The following is a 17886-nucleotide window of genomic DNA, read 5'->3' as shown; positions in this document are numbered from 1 at the left end:
CGCCACGCCGCCCCGCCGAGAGGCCATTGCCACACACGGAACGGAGGGCATTTGTGTGGCAGGGACCAGAGGACTGTAGCCGGGTGATCGCACGAGGTCCGCACCCGAACGGCGTGAAACATTCAGAGGAACCTACGACCGGCTTACCCCCGCGGGCCCCGTGTCAGAAATATTCAGACTGCAGAAACAAATCCGATATGCGGTCGATGTTCCATCACTGAGTGCGATCAGGCGATCACGCCAGGCAGGGAACACCCTTGGAAACAGGGGACTCTTTCGAAAGTGGACAACAACCCGACCCGCGCGCCCTGGGATGGATCCTCGCTGTAGCCCTGCGCGTTCCAGATGCTCCGTCAGCTCGCCATTCTGACCGGTTCTCTGAGGGTAGTCACCATGCAACCCCCAGTAACGCCGCCAGGCCTGCGGCCTCCTCGTCGCGGGGCCTAGGTCTTTGGTGCCCGGTCCACTCGGCCCGAGGGCCGATTCGCCGCTCCCCGGCAGCAGCTAGCGTCCCACCCATGCGCTTAGGACTACTTGGCACCGGCAACGTCGCCCGAGCACTGGCCCACGGCTGGAGCGCCGCGGGGCACGACGTGCTCCTCGGTTCACGCCGACCCGAGGAACGGGCGGACCTCGGTCTCCCCGTAGCGGGCCTGAAGGACACAGCCGCCCACGCGGAGGTACTCGTCAATGCCACCCCGGGGACCGTCTCCGTTGAACTCCTGCACTCCATCGGGGCACCGGCGCTGGCCGGCACCCTGCTGATCGACGTCGGGGTCGGTCTCTCCGACGACTTCGCCGAGCTCTCGCACCCCAACAGCAGCCTGGGAGAGCAGATCCAGGAAGCCTTTCCCCGGACACCCGTCGTGAAGACGCTGTGCACCATGGACTCGACGGTGATGGTCGCCCCGGGCGATCTGGCCGGCCCGAGCACCGTCTTCCTCTCCGGTGACGACGCCGAGGCCAAGCGGACCACCGGCCGGCTGCTCACCGACCTCGGCTGGCCCCCGTCGTCCCAGCTCGACATCGGCGGCATCACCACAGCCCGCGGCCAGGAGCACTTCGCCCTGCTCTTCATGGGCATCGCGGGCGGACTGGGGTCTCACGTGTTCAACATCAACGTTGTGACCCGGCCTGCCGCCTGACAGGCCGTCGACGTGTCGCCTCCCGGGTCAGTCGTCGCCGACGGCGCGCTCCTCGTCCCCGGCCGTCCTGCGGTCGTCTTCCGGCGGCGGGCCCAGCAGGACCTCGATACCCGCGCGCAGGAACCGCTCCAGCGTGGCGTCCGGCACCGAGACGAGTGCGGGTGGGCGTATCTCCGTGCGCATCAGGCTGGTGCCGAGCATCCAGGCCGCGAGGAGTTCCGCCCTCAGGTCGGCGTCGGGGCCGTCGAGACGGGCGGCCAGACGCTGCGAGAACACTTCCGTGAAGTCCGCCCGCAGCCGCGCCACCGCCTCGTCCCGGCCGGACGACCGCAGCACGGAGAGCACCGGGTGAGGGAAGTCGCCTTCCCTCGGCGGTCCCGTGAGCAGCGCGCAGAACCAGTCGGGGATCGACTCGACCGGCTCGTCCAGCAGCGGCTCGAACATCTTGCCCGTACCCGATACGTCGTTGAACAGCGCTTCTTTCGAGCCGAAGTAGCGGTAGACGAGGGCCGCGTCCACACCCACGTCGCCCGCGATGTCGCGCACGCTGGTGCCGTCGTAGCCGTACTTGCCGAAGCGGAAGGCCGCGGCGGCCCGCAACGCGGTGCGCGTCGCCGAGGCCGAGCGTTTATGGGTGGGCCGACGGGCGGCCGCCTCGGCCGCCTCGCCGTTCTGTACTCCGGTCACGTACCGCACCTCCGTGGTCCACGGCCCTCTGGCCATCCGCCCATGTTCCAGTCTGCGGCGACTGTCTCAAAGTCACCGACCTATGTCATCAACCGTTGACTTACGTTCTCGCCGCATGCGATACCTGACTCAGGTCAACGATTGGTGACTTGAGTCCCCGCTGCGCCCGGGCCGTACGACGGAGTCGGCCCTTCCAGGTCCGCCCCTACGACGCGATCGAGCGCGCCCTCGCGCCCTTCGGCCGTCGCACGCGGGCACCCCCACCGACCGGAAAAGGTGATCTTCTGTGTCTGCTCGACGCGTCGCCGTGATCGGAACCGGCTACGTCGGACTGACAACCGGCGCCTGCCTGGCCTCCCTCGGGCACTCCGTGGTGTGCGCGGACGCCGACCCGAACAAGGTCGAGCGGCTGCGCGAGGCCCGTGTGGACATCCTGGAGCCCGGTCTGCCCGAGACCGTCCGGGACGCCCTGGACGCGGCCCGGCTCGACTTCACCGGCGACACCGCGGCCGCCGTCGCCGAGGCCGAGGTCGTGTTCCTGTGCCTGCCCACGCCCATGGGGGCGGGCGGGGCCGCCGATCTGGCCGCCGTGGAGGCCGTCGCCGCCCAGATCCGCGACGTGCTGCCGCCCGGCTGTGTCGTCGTCAACAAGTCGACCGTGCCCGTCGGAACGTGCGAGCGCGTCGCCGCGCTGCTCGGCCGGGACGACGTGGCCGTGGTGAGCAACCCGGAGTTCCTGCGCGAGGGCCGCGCCGTCCAGGACTTCCTGCACCCCGACCGGATCGTCATCGGCGCCGCGGACCGGGACGCCGCCCGGCGCGTGGCCGGCCTGTACGCCGGACTGGACGCGCCGCTGGTGCTCACCGACCCCGCCAGCGCCGAACTGACCAAGTACGCGGCGAACTTCTTCCTCGCGATGAAGCTGTCCTTCGCCAACAACCTCGCCACCGTCTGCGATCGCTTCGGCGCCGACATCAACGATGTCACCGAGGGCATCGGCCGGGACCCGCGCATCGGTTCCGCGTTCCTGCGGCCCGGGCCCGGCTGGGGCGGTTCCTGCCTGCCCAAGGACACCCACGCCCTGCTGACCGTGTGCGAACTGGCCGGCGTGGACTTCCCCCTGCTGCGCGCCACCATCGAGACCAACGTCACCCACCAGCAGCAGCTCGTCGAGCGGGTCGCCGCCGCGTGCGGACGCGGCGGCGACGGCTCGCTGCACGGCGTACGACTCGCCCTGTACGGCCTGACCTTCAAGGCCGGCACCTCCGATCTGCGCGACTCCCCCGCACTCTCCGTCGCCCGGCTGCTGCGCGAGCGCGGCGCCGAACTCACGGCGTACGACCCCGCGTTGCGTCAGGAGCGGCCCGACCTGAGCGATCTGGTCGACCTCGTCGACGATCCGGTGCGGGCGGCGGAGGGTGCGGCGGCCTGTCTCGTCCTCACGGAGTGGCCGGAGCTGCGCGACCTCGACTGGGCGGCGATCGCCGCGCGCATGTCCGGCCAGGAGGTCCACGACTTCCGCAACCTGCTGGACGCGGACCGGCTCGCGCGGGCCGGGCTGCGCTGGCAGGGCATCGGGCGCGCCGAGGCGCCGACACGGGTGGCGTGACACCTCCTCCCCGCTTCGTAGACGAACCCAAGAAGACGAGTCCGAGAAGACGAGTCCGAGAAGATTCCAGAGAGAAAGGCTCATGCCATGCGGGTTCTGTGCACCACGCTCGGCAGTCCCTCCCACGGGCGCGCTCAGCTGCCCTTGCTGCGCGCCCTCGCCAAGGCCGGGCATCAGGTGCTGGTGGTCACCACCGAGGCACTCGTCCCCGTCTTCCGTGCCGACGACGTACAAGTGAACGCCGCTTTACCGGAGTTCGACCCGCTCGCCGCGATGGGCCCGTACCTGGCCGAGCTCGGCGACACCCCCGACCTGACGGAGCCGACGGATGCGCTGGCACGGCTGCTGATGCGCAACGTGGCCGGGCCGGGGGTCAAGCCGCACCTGGACGTCCTGCTCCCCCTCGCCCGGGACTTCCGGCCCGACGTGATCCTGCGGGACGGCATGGACATGGGCGCGGTGCTCACCGCCGAACTCCTCGGCGTGCCGCAGTTGCCGACGCCTTCCGGGTTCAGCAACGTCCTGGACCCCGCCGAGGCTCTGCCGCAGCTGAACGAGCGGCGCGAGGAGCTGGGACTGCCCGTACGGGACGACCCGCTGTCCCTCGTGCCGCACGGCCGCGTCGACTACGTACCGCCCGTCTTCTCGTTCGCCCGGCACCTGCCCCACACCTGGGCGTACCGGCAGACGGTGGACGTCGAGCGCGGCATGGTCCTGCCGGAGTGGGCCGCCGAACTGCCCACGGACCGGCCGCTTGTGTACGCCGCGATCGGTACTGCCCTTCCGAAGATGCGTGCGCGCATGGAGGACGCGGAAACGCCCCTGCCCGTGAAGCTGCCGGACGCCACCGAGAGCCTGCGCGCGATCGTGACAGCGGCGGCCGAGCTGGACGACTGCACGGTGGTCGTGTCGACGTCCGGGCTGGCGGTGGACACCGAGGGGCTGCCCGGACACGTCCACGTCGCCGAGCGGGTGCCTCAGCCGCTGCTGCTGGAGTCGGTCGACCTGTTCATCACCCACGGCGGCTTCAACAGCATCCGCGAGGCCATGCGCACGGGCACGCCGCTGGCGGTCCTGCCGCACTTCGGGGACCAGCCCGCCAACGCGGAACGCGTGGAGGAGCTGGGCCTGGGCCGGCACATCGCGGACCGCAGCGCGGCCGGCATCGCGGACGTGTGCCGCAAGCTCCTCGCCGATCCGGTGCCCCGGGCGCGGGCCCGGTCGGCCCAGCTGGCGATGCTGACGCTGCCGGATGTCGAGCAGGCGGTCGACGACCTGGCCGGCCTCGCCGGCTAGCCGTCCCGGCACCATCGGCCAGACGTCCGGCATCGTCGGCCGCCCCGGCCCCGGCGCGGGCCGCTCCGGAACACCGGGGCGGCCCGCGCCCGCACGCCGTACCCGCCCCCACCTCGAGGACGACACGTGACCTTCTCCGACACCCAAGAACAGGGCGCGGCCGGGGACATGCCCCCGCGGCTCAGTCACCGGCAGATCACCACCGTCATGTCCGGGCTGGTGCTCGGCATGTTCCTGGGGGCGCTGGACCAGACGGTGGTCTCGTCCGCGCTGCGGACCATCGCCGACGACCTGCACGGGCTGACCGCCCAGGCATGGGTGACCACCGCGTACCTCATCACCGCCACCATCGCGACGCCGCTCTACGGCAAGCTCTCCGACATCCACGGCCGCAGGCCCGTCTACCTCGCGGCGATCGCCCTGTTCACCGTCGGCTCGCTGCTGTGCGGATGCGCCACCTCGATCTACGAACTCGCGGCGTTCCGCGCCGTGCAGGGTCTCGGCGGCGGTGGACTGATGTCGCTGGCGATGACGATCGTCGCCGACATCACCACCCCGCGCGAAAGGGGCCGCTACCAGGGCTACTTCATGGCCGTGTTCGGCGGCGCCAGTATTGTCGGCCCGCTGGTGGGCGGAGCGTTCGCGGACCGGGCCGAGCTGCTCGGCATAGCCGGCTGGCGCTGGATCTTCCTGATCAACGTGCCGCTCGCCGCCGGGGCCGCGGTGGCGATCATGCGCGTGCTGCGCTTCCCGCACCGGCGGGTGCGGCACCGTCTCGACCATGCCGGGGCGCTCGCCCTGGCCGTGGGCCTGGTGCCGCTGCTCACCGTCGCCGAGCAGGGCCGCATCTGGGGGTGGGGCTCGCCCTCGGCCCTGCTGATGTACGCGATCGGCGTGGCAGGGCTCGCGGTGTTCGTCGTGGTGGAGCAGCGGTCGGGCGACGCCGCGCTGCTGCCGCCGCGCCTGTTCCGCATCCGGACCTTCCGGCTGGGCGTCGGGCTGCACTTCGTCGTCGGCATCGGCATGTTCGGCGCGATGACGACGCTGCCGCTCTATCTCCAGCTCGTGCGCGGCATGAGCCCCATCGAGGCGGGCCTGGCCACCCTGCCCACGGTTGCCGCGAACCTCGCGGTGACTCTGCTGACGGGCCGGATGATCGCCCGGACCGGCCGGTTCAAGGTCCATCTCGTCGCCGGTGCCGGCTCGTTCACCGCCGCGATGCTCGTGTTCGCCACGCTGCGCGTGGACAGCCCGCTGTGGCACCCGGCGCTCGGCATGGCCCTGATGGGCGCGGGACTCGGCGCGTCGATGCAGACGCTGACCACGCTCGCGCAGAGCGAGGTGCCCCGCACGGACATGGGCGCGGCGACGGCGTCCGTCAACTTCTTCCGCTCCAACGGCGGCACGGTCGGCACTGCGGCGTTTCTGTCGATCCTGTTCACCACGGCGGCCGGCAGCATCGCCGAGCGGCTGGCCGAGGCTCGCCGCGACCCGGCCTTCCGCCACCTCCTGGCCCAGCCCGACAACGCGCACGCGCTGACGGGCGTCCTGCGCTCCGACGGCGGCGTCGACCTGGAGGACTCCGCCTTCCTGCGCGGCCTCGACCCGAGCGCGGCACTGCCGTTCCTGGAGGGCTACGTCACCTCGATGCGCCTGGTCTTCCTCACCGGCGCCGCGGTGTCCCTGGCCGCCTTCGCGCTGGCGGCCTGGCGGGTCCCCGACCTCACGCTCTCCGACGAGTAGCGTCCACCGGAGCGGTGTCCCCGCTGCCGCCGGTGGTTGCCGCCGGGGATCGCCGTATGGGAAGCATCGTGAGGATCGGCTCCGTGGCGAGGAAGTCGAGGATGATCCGGTTGACCTCCCGGGGCTTCTCCATGAGCAGCGCATGCGACGTTCCCGGTACGACGGCCAGTTGGGATCCGGGGATCGCGCGATACAGGGCGATCGTGTGTTCCAGGGTCATCAGGTCGTCGTCCCCGACCAGGACGAGCGTGGGCGCCGTGATACGAGCCAGGTCCTCGGTGCGGATGGTCGGTTCGGTGCGGAACATGGCGGCCAGCTTGCCCACGACGACCGGCCAGTGGGCGGCGCCGTCGGGCGACACGGCTTCGTACGCCTCGCGGAACATGGTCAGGTCGGGTGCGTCGGGCGCCATCTGGTCCAGCATCTCCGGAGCCGCGCCGCACTGTGGGCCCGGCAGGAAGTTGGCCCCGATGGCCACGACCTTCCGGACCAGGTCGGGGCGGGCGATGGCGACGAGCAGGGCGATGACCCCGCCGTCGCTCCACCCGACGAGATGGGCGGGACCGCCGACGACCTCTTCGATGAAGGCGACGGTGTCGTCGGCCATGTCCTGGTAGGAGAGCGGCCCGTCGACGTCGGGAGTGTGCCCGTGCCCGCGACGCTCGGGGAGCAGCACACGGAAGTTCGCCGCGAAGTCGGCTCGCTGGGCCTGCCATGTCTCGTTCGTGCAGAGGCCGCCGTGGAGGAGGAGCAACGGGTCACCGGCGCCATCGGTCTCGTACCACGTCCTGACGCCGGGGAGCTCCACGTAGTCACCCATCGCTCCGGACCTTTCCGGGATGCCGACGTTTGCCTTCAGTCTCCGCCGCCGCCTGGATGGCCTGCAATGCGAGGCCGTCAAGGCCGAGCAGGCACCGTCAGAGGGTGGCGCGCAGATGGCTGACGGTGACGAAGTGGTAGCCGCGGGCGGTCAGGGTGCGCAAGATCTGCGGGACCGCGGCGACCGACGTGGGGTGGATGTCGTGCATCAGTACGACGTCGTTGCGCCGCGCCTTGTCGATGACGCTGCGCGCGACCTTGTCGGCGTCGCGGTACTTCCAGTCCTCGGTGTCCACGTCCCAGAGCACCGGGGAGAGGCGGGTGGCGGCCCGGACCCGGTTATTGACGGCACCGTAGGGCGGGCGGAAGAGGGTGGGGGCCTTGCCGGTGGCGGCCTCGATCGCGGCGCTCGTGCGGTTGAGCTGGGAGACGACCTGTCCGCGGTCGAGTTTGGTGAGATCGGGGTGGTTCCAGGAGTGGTTGCCGATCTCGTTCCCGGCGCGGGCTGCGGCGCGGACCAGGGCGGGGTGGGCGGCGACGTTCTGTCCGACGGTGAAGAAGGTGGCGCGCGCCTTGTACTTCGCCAGATGGGTCAGCAGGGTCGCGGTCTCCGGCACTGCCGGTCCGTCGTCGAAGGTCAGCGCGAGGCACCTGACCTTCTTGCAGTCGGTGTCGTCGTCGCCGGCAGCGGTGTGGGTGGGGACGGCCTGCGGGGGGACGTGCGGCGCGCCCAGGTCGAGGGAGCGGCTGGGCGTCAGCGTCTGCCGCTGGACACGCTTCCCGAACACCGACAGCAAGGGGGTGACCGTCGCCCTGGGGAGAGTCACCGTGACGGCACCGGCGGCCGGTACGGCCACGTCGCCGCGGTCGAAGTCCACCCGCAGTCCGCCGTCGGCGGTGAACGCCACGTCGTCCAGGGCGGCGCCGCGGGAGGCCGGGTCGGAGAACGTGCCGTCGAGGGAGTCGGCGTCCACGCCTTCGCGTCCCTTGAGCCGGTCCTTCAAGGCGCTGAGGAAAGCACTCCGGGAGCTTTCGGCGACGAGTCCGAGGGCCGTACGGTAGGCGCCCGCCTTGCCGTCGTACCAGTACGTCGTCGCCGACTGCCCGGACCCGGCGCTGCTGGGGTCATGTGTGCTGAGCCGGACGCCGAGGACGTCGCCGGAGGCGACCAGGAACTGGTGACTGATGTTGAGCTCGCCGCTGTCCTCGCCGCCCGTGCCGTCCTGGCAGATCGCCGAGTCCGAGCGGAAGTCGGCCAGGCGACGCTCCACATATTTCTTCATCGCGGCCGTCATCGCCTCGGCTCCGGGCACGTCGGGGTAGCTCGTCGCGAAGGGGCACGCCTTGTTCTCGCTGCTGTCGCTGACGATCTCCAGGCCCTTGATCCTGGACGGGTCGACGCTGCGGACGGGTGAGGGGCCGGGGGTGGAGCCGGGCTGCGCGGAGGAAGCGTCGGCGGCCCCGGACGGTCCGCCCGGTCCGGACGAGCAGGCCGCCGTGAAGGACAGCGCGCCGAGCAGCAGAAGGGAGGGGGCCAGAGGGCGAATGCGCATGAGTGAGACCAGAACCTGACTGAGGGGATTCGCGGACACCGACGACGGGACGCCGCGGTCGTTCTGGTCATGGAGCGTGCAGGTCAGAGGCATTTTTCAGCGACCCGGAAGGGCCTCTGAAAAAAATCAGTCCCCACAGACCGGCTCGTAGGGCGCGTCAGGGACATAGGTGCGCCACTGCGCCTCGGTCAGTCCGCCGCCGGTGCGGGCGCAGATGGTCCGGACGGCCTGGTCCGGGGCGACGGGAAGACGCTGGAGCGGCACGTACGGGCCGCTCGCGTACACCGTGCCGCCGTCCTCGGCGAAGGCGAGGGACCGGATCTCGTCGCCGGGCGTGGGCAGGTCCGACCCGAGGAGCTGTTGCCCCTCGGTGTCCCACAGCCGCAGGGTCCCGTTCGCGCCGCCCACGGCCAGCGTGCTGCCGTCGGACGTGAAGGCGAGCGCCTCCACCGCCTCCGGCTCGCCCTCAAAGACCGTGTCGGAGGTGCCCGTCAGCGCACCCGCGCGGTGGCGGAGGTCGCCGTCCCACAGCGTGACGTGTCCGGTGGCGTCGCCTACGGCGAGCCGGGAGCCGTCGGGGCTGAAGGCCAGCGCGGTGATCTCACGGCCGTCGGCGAGCGCCCGCCCGGTGACCTTTCCGGACTCCGGATCGGCGTACTCGTCGTCGGAGCCCACGAGCAGACCTCCGTCCGGCCGCACCGCCAGCGCCGCCCCGGAAGGACCGGGCACGGTCCGCGACCGCCGATGGGTCCGGGTGTCCCAGACCTCCGTCGCGTAGCTGCCGACCGCGTCGCGGACGGCCAGCATCGTGCGGCCGCCGGGCCCCAGGGCGAGGGCCGTGGCCGGGCGGTCCGCCGCGCCGGGCGTGTCGAGGACCGTACGCACCCGGTGCCCGCCCACGTCCCACACGGTGAAGCGCAGCCGCAGTGAGCCGTGCGACGACACGGTTTCGGCGACGGCCAGCGCACGGCCGTCCGGGCTGAACGCCAGCAGCGGGGTTTCCTCGTCGGTCTGGTTCGGCAGCGGGCCGAGTTCCGCGTGGGCGCGGACCGTGCCGGTGCGCGTGGAACGCAACTCGAACCGGTAGCCGCCGCCGGACCGGGTGACGGTGGCCAGGGCGGCGCCGTCCGGGCTGAGCAGGCTTCCGTCGGCCGGCGTGCTCTGCCACCGGGGGGTGAGACGGTCGGTCAGGTCGAGGGTGTTGACCGTGGCGCCGTCGAGGTAGCGCAGGAGGCGACGGCTGCCCGCGTCCCAGGTCAGCCCGCTCATGTCCGCCCCGGACAGCGGCCGGTGGAAAACCTGGGTGCCGCCGGTGGCCAGCCGCCATACGGCGAGCTCGTGGCCGTCCGCCGTGGCCAGGAACGCCCCGTCGGGAGAGAGACCGGCCTGCGTGAAGCCGGCGTCACCACCACTGGTGAAGTCGTCGAGTGTGCGTCCACTGGCGACGTCCCAGACCACGGCCGTCGTGCCGTAGACGGCGGCCAGCCGCTTGCCGTCCTGACTGAACCGCAGTAGGCGTGACCCGCCGTCCGCGCCGGTGCCGGTTCCGCACAAGGTCTTGTCGGCCTTCTCCCACTCTCCCGGCAGTCGCTCGCCACCGGCTGCGTCCCACAGCTGGAGCGGCCCGTCGGCGGGGCAGAGGGCGAGCAGGCGTCCGCCGGGGCCGACGGCTGCCGAGGAGAGGGTGCGCGGGATGCCGGTGCTGAAAAGGACCTTGCCGTCGTTCGCCCGGTGCAGCCGGACCGTGCCCGGGCCGTCCGGCGGCCCAGTGAGGTACGCGCTCCCGTCGGCCGCGCTGTCCTGCAACGACACATCGCCCAGATCGGCGGCGGACCTGCCCCGGGGGAGGTTCCACAGTTTCTCGTCCCCGTCGGGCCCGATGACGTCGAGGAAGCGGGAGCCGGGACCGGCGGCGGCCACTTCCGTACCGCTCGGCAGGTGGTGGGTGGCGATGACCTTGTGGTCTGCCACGTTCCGGACGGTCACCGTGCCGGCGTCGACGCTGAGCAGGGTCCGGCCGCCGTCAGCGAGGAAGCGCCGGACGTCTCTCCCGACCCGGGGGTCGGTGAAGGTGTCACGTTCCGGTTGCGCCAGAGCACCGAGCAGCGCCGAGCGGGACTCGGTCAGCGGGGCCGTCTTCCACGCGGCTGCCCCGAGCAGGGCGGCGGTGCGCGGATCGGTGGAGCGGAGACTGTCGGCCACCGAGGCCAGGCGGCGGGCGGTGGCCTTGGCGGCCTCCTCCTCACTCACCCGGTCGCGCTGCCAGGCGACCAGGCCGGCGGCCAGCGCCAGCACGAGGCCCACGGCCAGGCCGACGACCAGGAACCGAGTCCGCCGCGCGGTACGGCCCTCGGCCTCCTCCTCGGCGTCCCGTGCGGCGACGGAAGCGGTGAGGAAGGCCCGCTCCAGGGGTGTGAGGTCGTCGTCGTCCGGCTGGGTCGGGCGGGTGGGGGCGTCGTGCGGTTCGGAGGGGCGGGTGGGGGTGCCGTCGGACTCAGCCGACAGGGTGGGGGCGTCGCTCGGCTGGGTCGGCCGGGTGGGGGTGTCGTCGGACTCAGCTGACAGGGTGGGGGCGTCGTCTGGCCCAGCCAGCCGGACGGGGCCGTCCTCCAACTCAGCCGACCGGCTGGGGTCGCCGTCCGGCCCAGCCAGCCCGACGGGACCGTCCTCCGACTCAGCCGACCGCGTGCGGTCGCCGTCCGGCCGAACCCGCCGAGTGAGGCCGCCGCGCGACCGAACCGACCAGGTAGCACCGTCAACCGGCTGAACCCCCCGGGTGAGACCGCTGTCCGACTCAGCCGACCGAGCGCGGTCGCCATCCGGCCCAGCCAGCCGGGTAAGGCCGTCGTCCGACCCAGCCGACCGGCTCCGGTCGCCGTCCGGCTGAACCCGCCCAGTCGGGTCGCCGTCCGACCGAACCGACCAGGTAGCACCGTCGTCCGGCTGAACCCCCCGCGTGAGGCCGCCGTCCGACTCAGCCCACCGAGCGCGGTCGCCATCCAGCCCAGCCAGCCGGGTAAGGCCGTCGTCCGACCCAGCCGACCGGCTCCGGTCGCCGTCCGGTCGAACCCGCCGGGTGAGGCCGCCGTCCCGCCGAACCGACCAGGTGGGACCACCGCCCCGCCGAACCACCCCGGTGAAGCCACCGCCCCGCCGAACCACCCCGGTGAAGCCACCGTTCCGCCGAAGCAGCCGGGTGAGGCCGCCGTCCATGCGAACCGACCAGGTAGGGCCGCCTTCCGGCCGGACCCGCCCAGTCGGGTCGCCGTCCGGCTGCCGCGCGAACAGTTCCTCGGCCCGGGCCAGCCGTGCCCCCCGGTACAGCGAGCCCGGGTCGCGTGCCAGTTCCTCCCAGCCGCGAGCCGCCTCGCCGAGGCGGCGTTGTGCGCGCAGACGCTCGCGGCCCTCCTCGATCCAGCCGGCCAGGCGCGGCCACCCGGTGATCAGCGCCTCGTGCGCAAGCTCCACCGTGTCGCCGTCCAGGGTGACCAGACGGGCGACGACGAGGCGTTCCAGCACGTCCCGCGCACCGCTGCCGAGTTCGGTCCGGGAGGCCGGGCGGCGCGTGTCGGCCGTGCCGTCACCCGGCGCGATCAACCGCAGCAGAATCCGCCGGGCGACACGCCCCTGCTCCGCCGACAGCCCGCCGTACACCGCCTCGGCGGTGGCGGCGATCGCGCCGCGTACGCCGCCTGTCTCCTCGTACGCCGCCAGAGTCAGCATCCGGCCGCGTCGCCGGCGCCAGGTCTCCAGCAGGGCGTGCGAGAGCATGGGCAGCGCGCCCGGCTGGTCGACGACTTCGTCGATGATCCGGGCGGTGAGAGCACGCTCCACGTTCAGCCCGGCGGAGGCGGCCGGGCCGGTGATCACCTCGCGCAGTTCGTCCCGGCCCAGCGACCCGACCAGCAGGTTGGCGCGGCGGACGGTCTCGGCCAGCTCACGGTGGTCGGCGCAGTGACCGTAGAAGTCGCCGCGGACCGCGACCACCACCCTCAGTCGGCTCTCCGGCCGCTGGGCAGCCAGCAGCAGGCCGAGGAACCGGTCGCGTTCCTCGCGGTCGTGGCACAGGGTGAACACTTCCTCGAACTGGTCGACGATCACCCAGGTCTCCGCGTCGCCGTCACGCGCGACGAGCGCCTGCTGGTGCGTGCGCGCGGGGCGCTCCCCCGGTGTGAGCACGCGGATCACCGCCGGCCGCTCCGCCCCTGTCGCCTGCCGCAACCGCGGGATCAGCCCCGCCCGCAGCAACGAGGACTTCCCGCTGCCGGACGCTCCGAACACCGCCGCGAACCGGTGCTCGCGCACCAGCTCCCTCAGGTCGGTGACGAGCGCCTCCCGGCCGAAGAACAGATCGCTGTCGTCCGGCTCGAAGCGGGCCAGCCCCCGGTACGGCGGCCTCTCGTCCGGCGCGGGCGCACGGACCTCGGCGTCCGCCTCCCGCCAGCGCACTTCCCACTCGTCCGGGTCTCCGTCCAGCGCCTCGGCGTACGCGCGCACCACGGCCAGGGACGGCAACTGCTCACCGGCCGCCGCCTGGGACACCGCGGTGATCGAGTAGCCGGCCCGCTTGGCGATCTCCCGGTACGGGGGCTTCCCGGCCTTCTCCCGGAGCCCACGCAGATCGTGCGCAAGCCGCTGTATGGGACCGGCGTCGGGGTCGACCGGCTTCTCGCGTCGTCCCACCGGGACACCTTTCACACACGCAGCTCCATGAACAGGCGTTCAAGCTACGTTTTCGACCCATCTCGCGCAATCTCCGCCGGCCTGAGATGCGGCCCAGGGAGCCGCTGGACAGTGCAGTGGGTTCTCGACCAGGACGGCCGGGCCTGCATAACGTACGGGAAAGATCACGATCTGCCCGGGAGTCCCCATGATCGGTACCCGCCGAAGAAGGCCGTCGGACGCCCTTGAGGCGATCGAGCCGCCGGGCAACCTCGAACTGGCCGGCGGAGTGGTCTCGGTGACGGCCCTGGTGGAGATCCTCGGCACCCTGTCCGGGTCCGCGGTGTGGCTCCTCGGCCTCCTGGTCTTCCTGCCGGGTACGGCATCGGCGCTGTGCACCGTCCAGCAGACGAGGTTCGTCGCCGCCTGGACCACGGTCATCGTCACCCTCACCGTGCTGCTGCGCGGCAGCGAGGTGGGGCGCTCGCTCGACCGCGCCCTGCTGGTCCTGCTCACCCTCGCCCTAGGGGTGACCTCCGTCTACGCCTGCCACCGCCGCATCAGGCGCGAGCACGAGATGCTCCGCCTGCGCTCCACCGCCGCCGCCATGCAGCGCCACATCCTGCACCCCCTGCCCCTGGTCACCGACGACGTCCTGGTCAACGGCGTCTACGAACCCGTACAGGAGGACCGGCTCGTCGGCGGTGACATCTACGAGGTCATCGCCTCGCCCTTCGGGACACGGGTGCTGATCGGTGACGTGCAGGGCAAGGGGCTGGCCGCCGTGGGGGCCGCGTTCGCCGTCATCGGCGCCTTCCGCGAGGCGGCCCACCGGGAACCCACGCTCACCACGCTCGTGGACACCCTGGATGCCGCGGTGGTCCGGCACAACTCCTACGCCGAACAGCACGGCGACGACGAGCGGTTCGTCACCGCGCTCGTCATCTCCGTCGACGCCCACACCGAGGCACAGATCGTCAACTGCGGGCACATCCCGCCCCGCTTGATGCACGACGGCGTCGTCGCGGCACCGCCGCTGGAGTCGGGTGTGCCGCTCGGTCTCGCCGAGCTGGCCTCCGAGCCGACGACCGTGGGCTGGTTCGACTTCCCGGCCGGTTCCACACTGCTGCTGACCACCGACGGCCTCACCGAGACCCGTGCCCCGGACGGCACGTTCTACCCGGTCGACGAACGGCTGACGGAACACCTCGCCCTCTCCCCCACCGAACTGCCCCGCGCTCTGTACGAGGACGCCCGCGCCTTCGCCGGGGACGTCAACCAGCACGACGACGTCGCCGTCCTGACCGTCCGGCGCTCTCCGTACCGCTGACCGGCGCCCCCAACCAGGCCCTCTATTCATGTGACCGACATCACACCATGCAAATCCGCGTCCTCAGGTCATCATATGACCTGATCTCCTCCCGGGGAGTCGGAGCCGACCCCTTGGACAACACAGCAAGACGAGGATGGGCATGGACGACGAGAACAAGCCCGCACGACCGCGTGTGGGCGTGGTGGGACTGGGAGCCATGGGCCTCGGGATGGCCCGCAGTCTGCGGAACGCGGGCTACGACGTGGGGGTCCACGACCTGCGGCCCGAAGTGGCCGCAGCCTTCGCCCGCGACGGCGGCACGGCGTTCGCCTCCTGCGGTGAGCTGGCAGGCGCGGTGGACGTCCTGGTCGCCGTGGTGGTCAACGCGGAGCAGGTCGAGTCCGTGCTCTTCGGTGCCGACGGCGCGGTCGGCACCCTCCGCCCGGGCTCCGTCTTCGTCATGTGCTCCACGGTCGACCCGGGCTGGTCCGCGCGGCTCGAAGGCCGCCTGGCCGAGTCGGGTGTGCTCTACCTGGACGCTCCCATCTCCGGTGGCGCCGCCCGTGCGGCGGCCGGTGAGCTCACGATGATGACGTCGGGCTCCGCCGCGGCGTACTCCGTCGCCGACCCGGTGCTGGAAGCCATGAGCAGCACCGTCTACCGCCTGGGCGACCGTGCCGGACTCGGCTCCAAGGTCAAGATCGTGAACCAGCTCCTCGCGGGCGTGCACATCGCCGCCGCGGCCGAGGCGATGGCGCTCGGCATCAAGGCCGGCGTTCCCGCCGAGGCGCTCTACGAGGTGATCACGCACAGCGCCGGCAACTCCTGGATGTTCGAGAACCGCATGGCCCACGTGCTCGCCGGCGATTACACGCCCCTCTCCGCCGTCGACATCTTCGTCAAGGACCTCGGGCTCGTGCTGGACGCCGCCCGCCCGGAACGGTTCCCGCTCCCCCTCGCCGCCACCGCCCACCAGATGTTCCTCCAGGCATCGGCGTCCGGCCTGGGGGCCGAGGACGACAGCGCGGTCATCAAGATCTTCCCGGGGATCGACCTGCCCGAGCCGGTGGAGGCCTGACATGGGAATCCGCCTCGGATGCATCGCCGACGACTTCACCGGCGCCACCGACCTGGCCAACAACCTGGTGCGCGCGGGCATGCGCGTCGTCCAGTTGATCGACGTGCCGCCGGCCGGCGCCGAACCGGCGCTGGACGCGGACGCCGTGGTCATCGCCCTCAAGTCGCGGACCGTGCCGGCCGCCGACGCCGTCGAGTCATCGCTGCGGGCACTCGCCTGGCTGCGGTCCATGGGCGCCGAGCAGATCTACTTCAAGTACTGCTCCACCTTCGACTCGACACCGGCCGGCAACATCGGACCGGTCACCGAGGCGCTGATGGACGCGCTGGGCACCGACTTCACGGTCGCGACGCCCGCGTTCCCCGACAACGGGCGCACGGTCTTCAAGGGCCATCTGTTCGTCGGTGACGTGCTGCTCGGCGACAGCGGCATGCGTCACCACCCGCTCACCCCGATGACCGACTCCAACCTGGTCTCCGTCCTCGGCGCGCAGACCACGCGGGCGGTCGGCCTCATCGACCACGCGGTCGTCGCCGGCGGCGCCGAGGCGATCCGCGCCCGCATCGACGCCCTGCGCGAGGACGGCTTCGGGATCGCCGTCGCCGACGCCGTCTCCAACGACGACCTCCTGCGCCTGGGTGCGGCGGTCCGGGGGCTTGCGCTGGTGACCGCCGGTTCGGGTCTGGCGATCGGACTGCCCGCGAACTGGGGTTTCGAGCCGTCCCGTGCCGCCGCGCAGCTGCCGCCTCCCGGCGGCCACCGCGCCATCGTCTCGGGATCGGTCTCCGCCGCCACCAACGGCCAGGTCCTCCGGTACCTGCGCGGCGGCCGGCCCGCGTTCAGCGTGGATCCGCTGCGCGTGGCGGCCGGTGAGGACGTGGTCGGGCAGGCCCTGGCCTTCGCCGAGTCCCGTCTGGACGACGGACCTGTCCTGGTCTACTCCACCGAGCCGGCCGACACGGTCCGCTCCGTCCAGAGCCGGATCGGTGCCGCCGAGGCCGGTGAGCTCGTGGAGCGGACGCTGGCCCGCGTCGCACAGGGGCTAGTGGAACGGGGCGTCCGCCGGCTCGTCGTCGCGGGCGGCGAGACCTCGGGAGCGGTCGTCCAGGCGCTCGGTGTCACCGGGCTGCGGATCGGACCGCAGATCGACCCCGGTGTGCCCTGGTGCGCGGCCACCCTTCCCGGCGGGAACACGCTCCACATCACGCTCAAGTCCGGCAACTTCGGCGGCCCCGACTTCTTCACCTCCGCCTTCGGCCTCCTGGACGAGGAGGCCGCATGACCCAGCAGCCGGGCACCACCGCCGGGACAGGCCACGACGAGGCCGTCGACGAGGCGCGCAACGAAATCGTCCGGGTGGGCACCAGCCTGTTCGCCCGGGGCTACGTTCATGCCTGCGCCGGCAACATCAGCGCCAAGGCCGGCGACCACCACCTGATCACCCCCACCGACGCCGCCCTGGGGTTCCTCGAACCCGACCGCCTCGCCCTGGTCGACATCCGCGGTGAGCAGATCGCCGGCGACCGCGCCAGCAAGACCCTGACCCTGCACCGCCGCATCTGCTCCGCCGACCCCACGGCCCGGTTCGTCATCCACACCCACTCCACGCACCTGGTCGCGCTCACCCTGGCCGGCGTGTGGAGCGACGCCGACGTGCTTCCGCCCCTCACGCCGTACTACGTGATGAAGGTCGGGCACGTCCCGCTCATCCCCTACCACCGGCCCGGCGACCCGCGCGTGGCCGACCTGGTGACCGCCCGCATCGCCGCACACGCGGCGAGCCGTACGCCCATCAGGGCCGTGCTGCTCGACAGGCTGGGCCCCGTCGTCTGGGGACCCGACGCGGCCACCGCCCTCGCCGTCCTCGAAGAACTCGAGGAGACGGCACGTCTCTGGCTCCTGACCGACCGTCGCCCCGAGCCGCTCCCGTCCCCCGCGCTCGACGAACTGAGGTCCACGTTCGACGCCGCGTGGTGACCCGC

The 17886-nt window shown here is 72.0% G+C and carries 12 protein-coding genes; 8 read left to right on the top strand and 4 right to left on the bottom strand.

Translation table 11 applies throughout. The annotated features are described in order from the left end of the window. Window positions 1-518 precede the first annotated feature (518 nt). A complete protein-coding gene (locus ACH4G3_RS16945) occupies window positions 519-1145 on the top strand; it encodes an NADPH-dependent F420 reductase (protein WP_397625200.1) in 627 nt (208 codons plus the stop codon). 27 nt (window positions 1146-1172) lie between these two features. Here ACH4G3_RS16945 and ACH4G3_RS16940 read toward each other — a convergent pair whose 3' ends face one another. Further along, entirely contained in the window at window positions 1173-1832 is a 660-nt protein-coding gene (locus tag ACH4G3_RS16940) for a TetR/AcrR family transcriptional regulator (RefSeq protein WP_397625199.1), read from the bottom strand. A gap of 286 nt (window positions 1833-2118) precedes the next feature. Here ACH4G3_RS16940 and ACH4G3_RS16935 point away from each other — a divergent pair, with 286 nt between their 5' ends. From ACH4G3_RS16935 to ACH4G3_RS16925, 3 genes are all read left to right on the top strand, one after another. Beyond that, entirely contained in the window at window positions 2119-3441 is a 1323-nt protein-coding gene (locus ACH4G3_RS16935) for a UDP-glucose dehydrogenase family protein (RefSeq protein WP_397625198.1), read from the top strand. Between the two features lie 87 nt (window positions 3442-3528). Further along, entirely contained in the window at window positions 3529-4737 is a 1209-nt protein-coding gene (locus ACH4G3_RS16930) for a glycosyltransferase (RefSeq protein WP_397625197.1), read from the top strand. 126 nt (window positions 4738-4863) lie between these two features. Continuing rightward, window positions 4864-6480, top strand: a complete 1617-nt coding sequence (locus ACH4G3_RS16925; RefSeq protein ID WP_397625196.1) for an MDR family MFS transporter — start codon at window positions 4864-4866, stop codon at window positions 6478-6480. On the opposite strand, the gene ACH4G3_RS16920 is transcribed toward ACH4G3_RS16925, so the two are convergent. The 3 genes from ACH4G3_RS16920 to ACH4G3_RS16910 form a co-directional block, all read right to left on the bottom strand. Continuing rightward, window positions 6461-7300, bottom strand: a complete 840-nt coding sequence (locus ACH4G3_RS16920; protein ID WP_397625195.1) for an alpha/beta fold hydrolase — start codon at window positions 7298-7300, stop codon at window positions 6461-6463. The genes ACH4G3_RS16925 and ACH4G3_RS16920 overlap by 20 nt on opposite strands. Window positions 7301-7397: 97 nt before the next feature. Beyond that, window positions 7398-8852, bottom strand: coding sequence for a polysaccharide deacetylase family protein (locus tag ACH4G3_RS16915; RefSeq protein ID WP_397625194.1), 1455 nt, complete (start codon window positions 8850-8852; stop codon window positions 7398-7400). Window positions 8853-8978: 126 nt separating this feature from the next. Next, the gene (locus tag ACH4G3_RS16910) at window positions 8979-13535 is read right to left on the bottom strand and encodes an nSTAND1 domain-containing NTPase (RefSeq protein ID WP_397625193.1); all 4557 of its coding nucleotides are present in this window, start codon (window positions 13533-13535) and stop codon (window positions 8979-8981) included. 187 nt (window positions 13536-13722) lie between these two features. Between ACH4G3_RS16910 and ACH4G3_RS16905 the strand changes: the two genes are divergently transcribed. The 4 genes from ACH4G3_RS16905 (at window position 13723) to ACH4G3_RS16890 (ending at window position 17881) form a co-directional block, all read left to right on the top strand. Then, window positions 13723-14844: a PP2C family protein-serine/threonine phosphatase gene (locus ACH4G3_RS16905; protein WP_397625192.1), complete on the top strand. Its 1122-nt coding sequence runs from the start codon at window positions 13723-13725 to the stop codon at window positions 14842-14844. Between the two features lie 142 nt (window positions 14845-14986). Then, window positions 14987-15904 (top strand): L-threonate dehydrogenase, encoded by a 918-nt coding sequence (ltnD, locus tag ACH4G3_RS16900; RefSeq protein WP_397625191.1) that lies wholly within the window; start codon window positions 14987-14989, stop codon window positions 15902-15904. A gap of 1 nt (window position 15905) precedes the next feature. Beyond that, window positions 15906-17186 (top strand): 3-oxo-tetronate kinase, encoded by a 1281-nt coding sequence (gene otnK / locus ACH4G3_RS16895; RefSeq protein WP_397625190.1) that lies wholly within the window; start codon window positions 15906-15908, stop codon window positions 17184-17186. Next, on the top strand, window positions 17183-17881 hold the full coding sequence (locus tag ACH4G3_RS16890; protein ID WP_397625189.1) for a class II aldolase/adducin family protein: 699 nt from the start codon (window positions 17183-17185) through the stop codon (window positions 17879-17881). The genes otnK and ACH4G3_RS16890 overlap by 4 nt, the downstream gene beginning before the upstream one ends. The last annotated feature ends 5 nt before the right edge of the window (window positions 17882-17886 follow it).

Source organism: Streptomyces afghaniensis (assembly GCF_044327915.1).
GTDB classification, from domain to species: domain Bacteria; phylum Actinomycetota; class Actinomycetes; order Streptomycetales; family Streptomycetaceae; genus Streptomyces; species Streptomyces afghaniensis.
This window is presented reverse-complemented; position numbering and strand designations above follow the sequence as displayed.

Excerpts from the sequence above, each read along its gene's own strand:
- ACH4G3_RS16930 (WP_397625197.1), top strand. The coding sequence starts at position 3,529 with ATGCGGGTTCTGTGCACCACGCTCGGCAGTCCCTCCCACGGGCGCGCT.
- ACH4G3_RS16945 (WP_397625200.1), top strand. The coding sequence starts at position 519 with ATGCGCTTAGGACTACTTGGCACCGGCAACGTCGCCCGAGCACTGGCC.
- ACH4G3_RS16915 (WP_397625194.1), bottom strand. The coding sequence starts at position 8,852 with ATGCGCATTCGCCCTCTGGCCCCCTCCCTTCTGCTGCTCGGCGCGCTG.
- ACH4G3_RS16905 (WP_397625192.1), top strand. The coding sequence starts at position 13,723 with ATGATCGGTACCCGCCGAAGAAGGCCGTCGGACGCCCTTGAGGCGATC.
- ACH4G3_RS16890 (WP_397625189.1), top strand. The coding sequence starts at position 17,183 with ATGACCCAGCAGCCGGGCACCACCGCCGGGACAGGCCACGACGAGGCC.
- ltnD (WP_397625191.1), top strand. The coding sequence starts at position 14,987 with ATGGACGACGAGAACAAGCCCGCACGACCGCGTGTGGGCGTGGTGGGA.
- otnK (WP_397625190.1), top strand. The coding sequence starts at position 15,906 with ATGGGAATCCGCCTCGGATGCATCGCCGACGACTTCACCGGCGCCACC.
- ACH4G3_RS16920 (WP_397625195.1), bottom strand. The coding sequence starts at position 7,300 with ATGGGTGACTACGTGGAGCTCCCCGGCGTCAGGACGTGGTACGAGACC.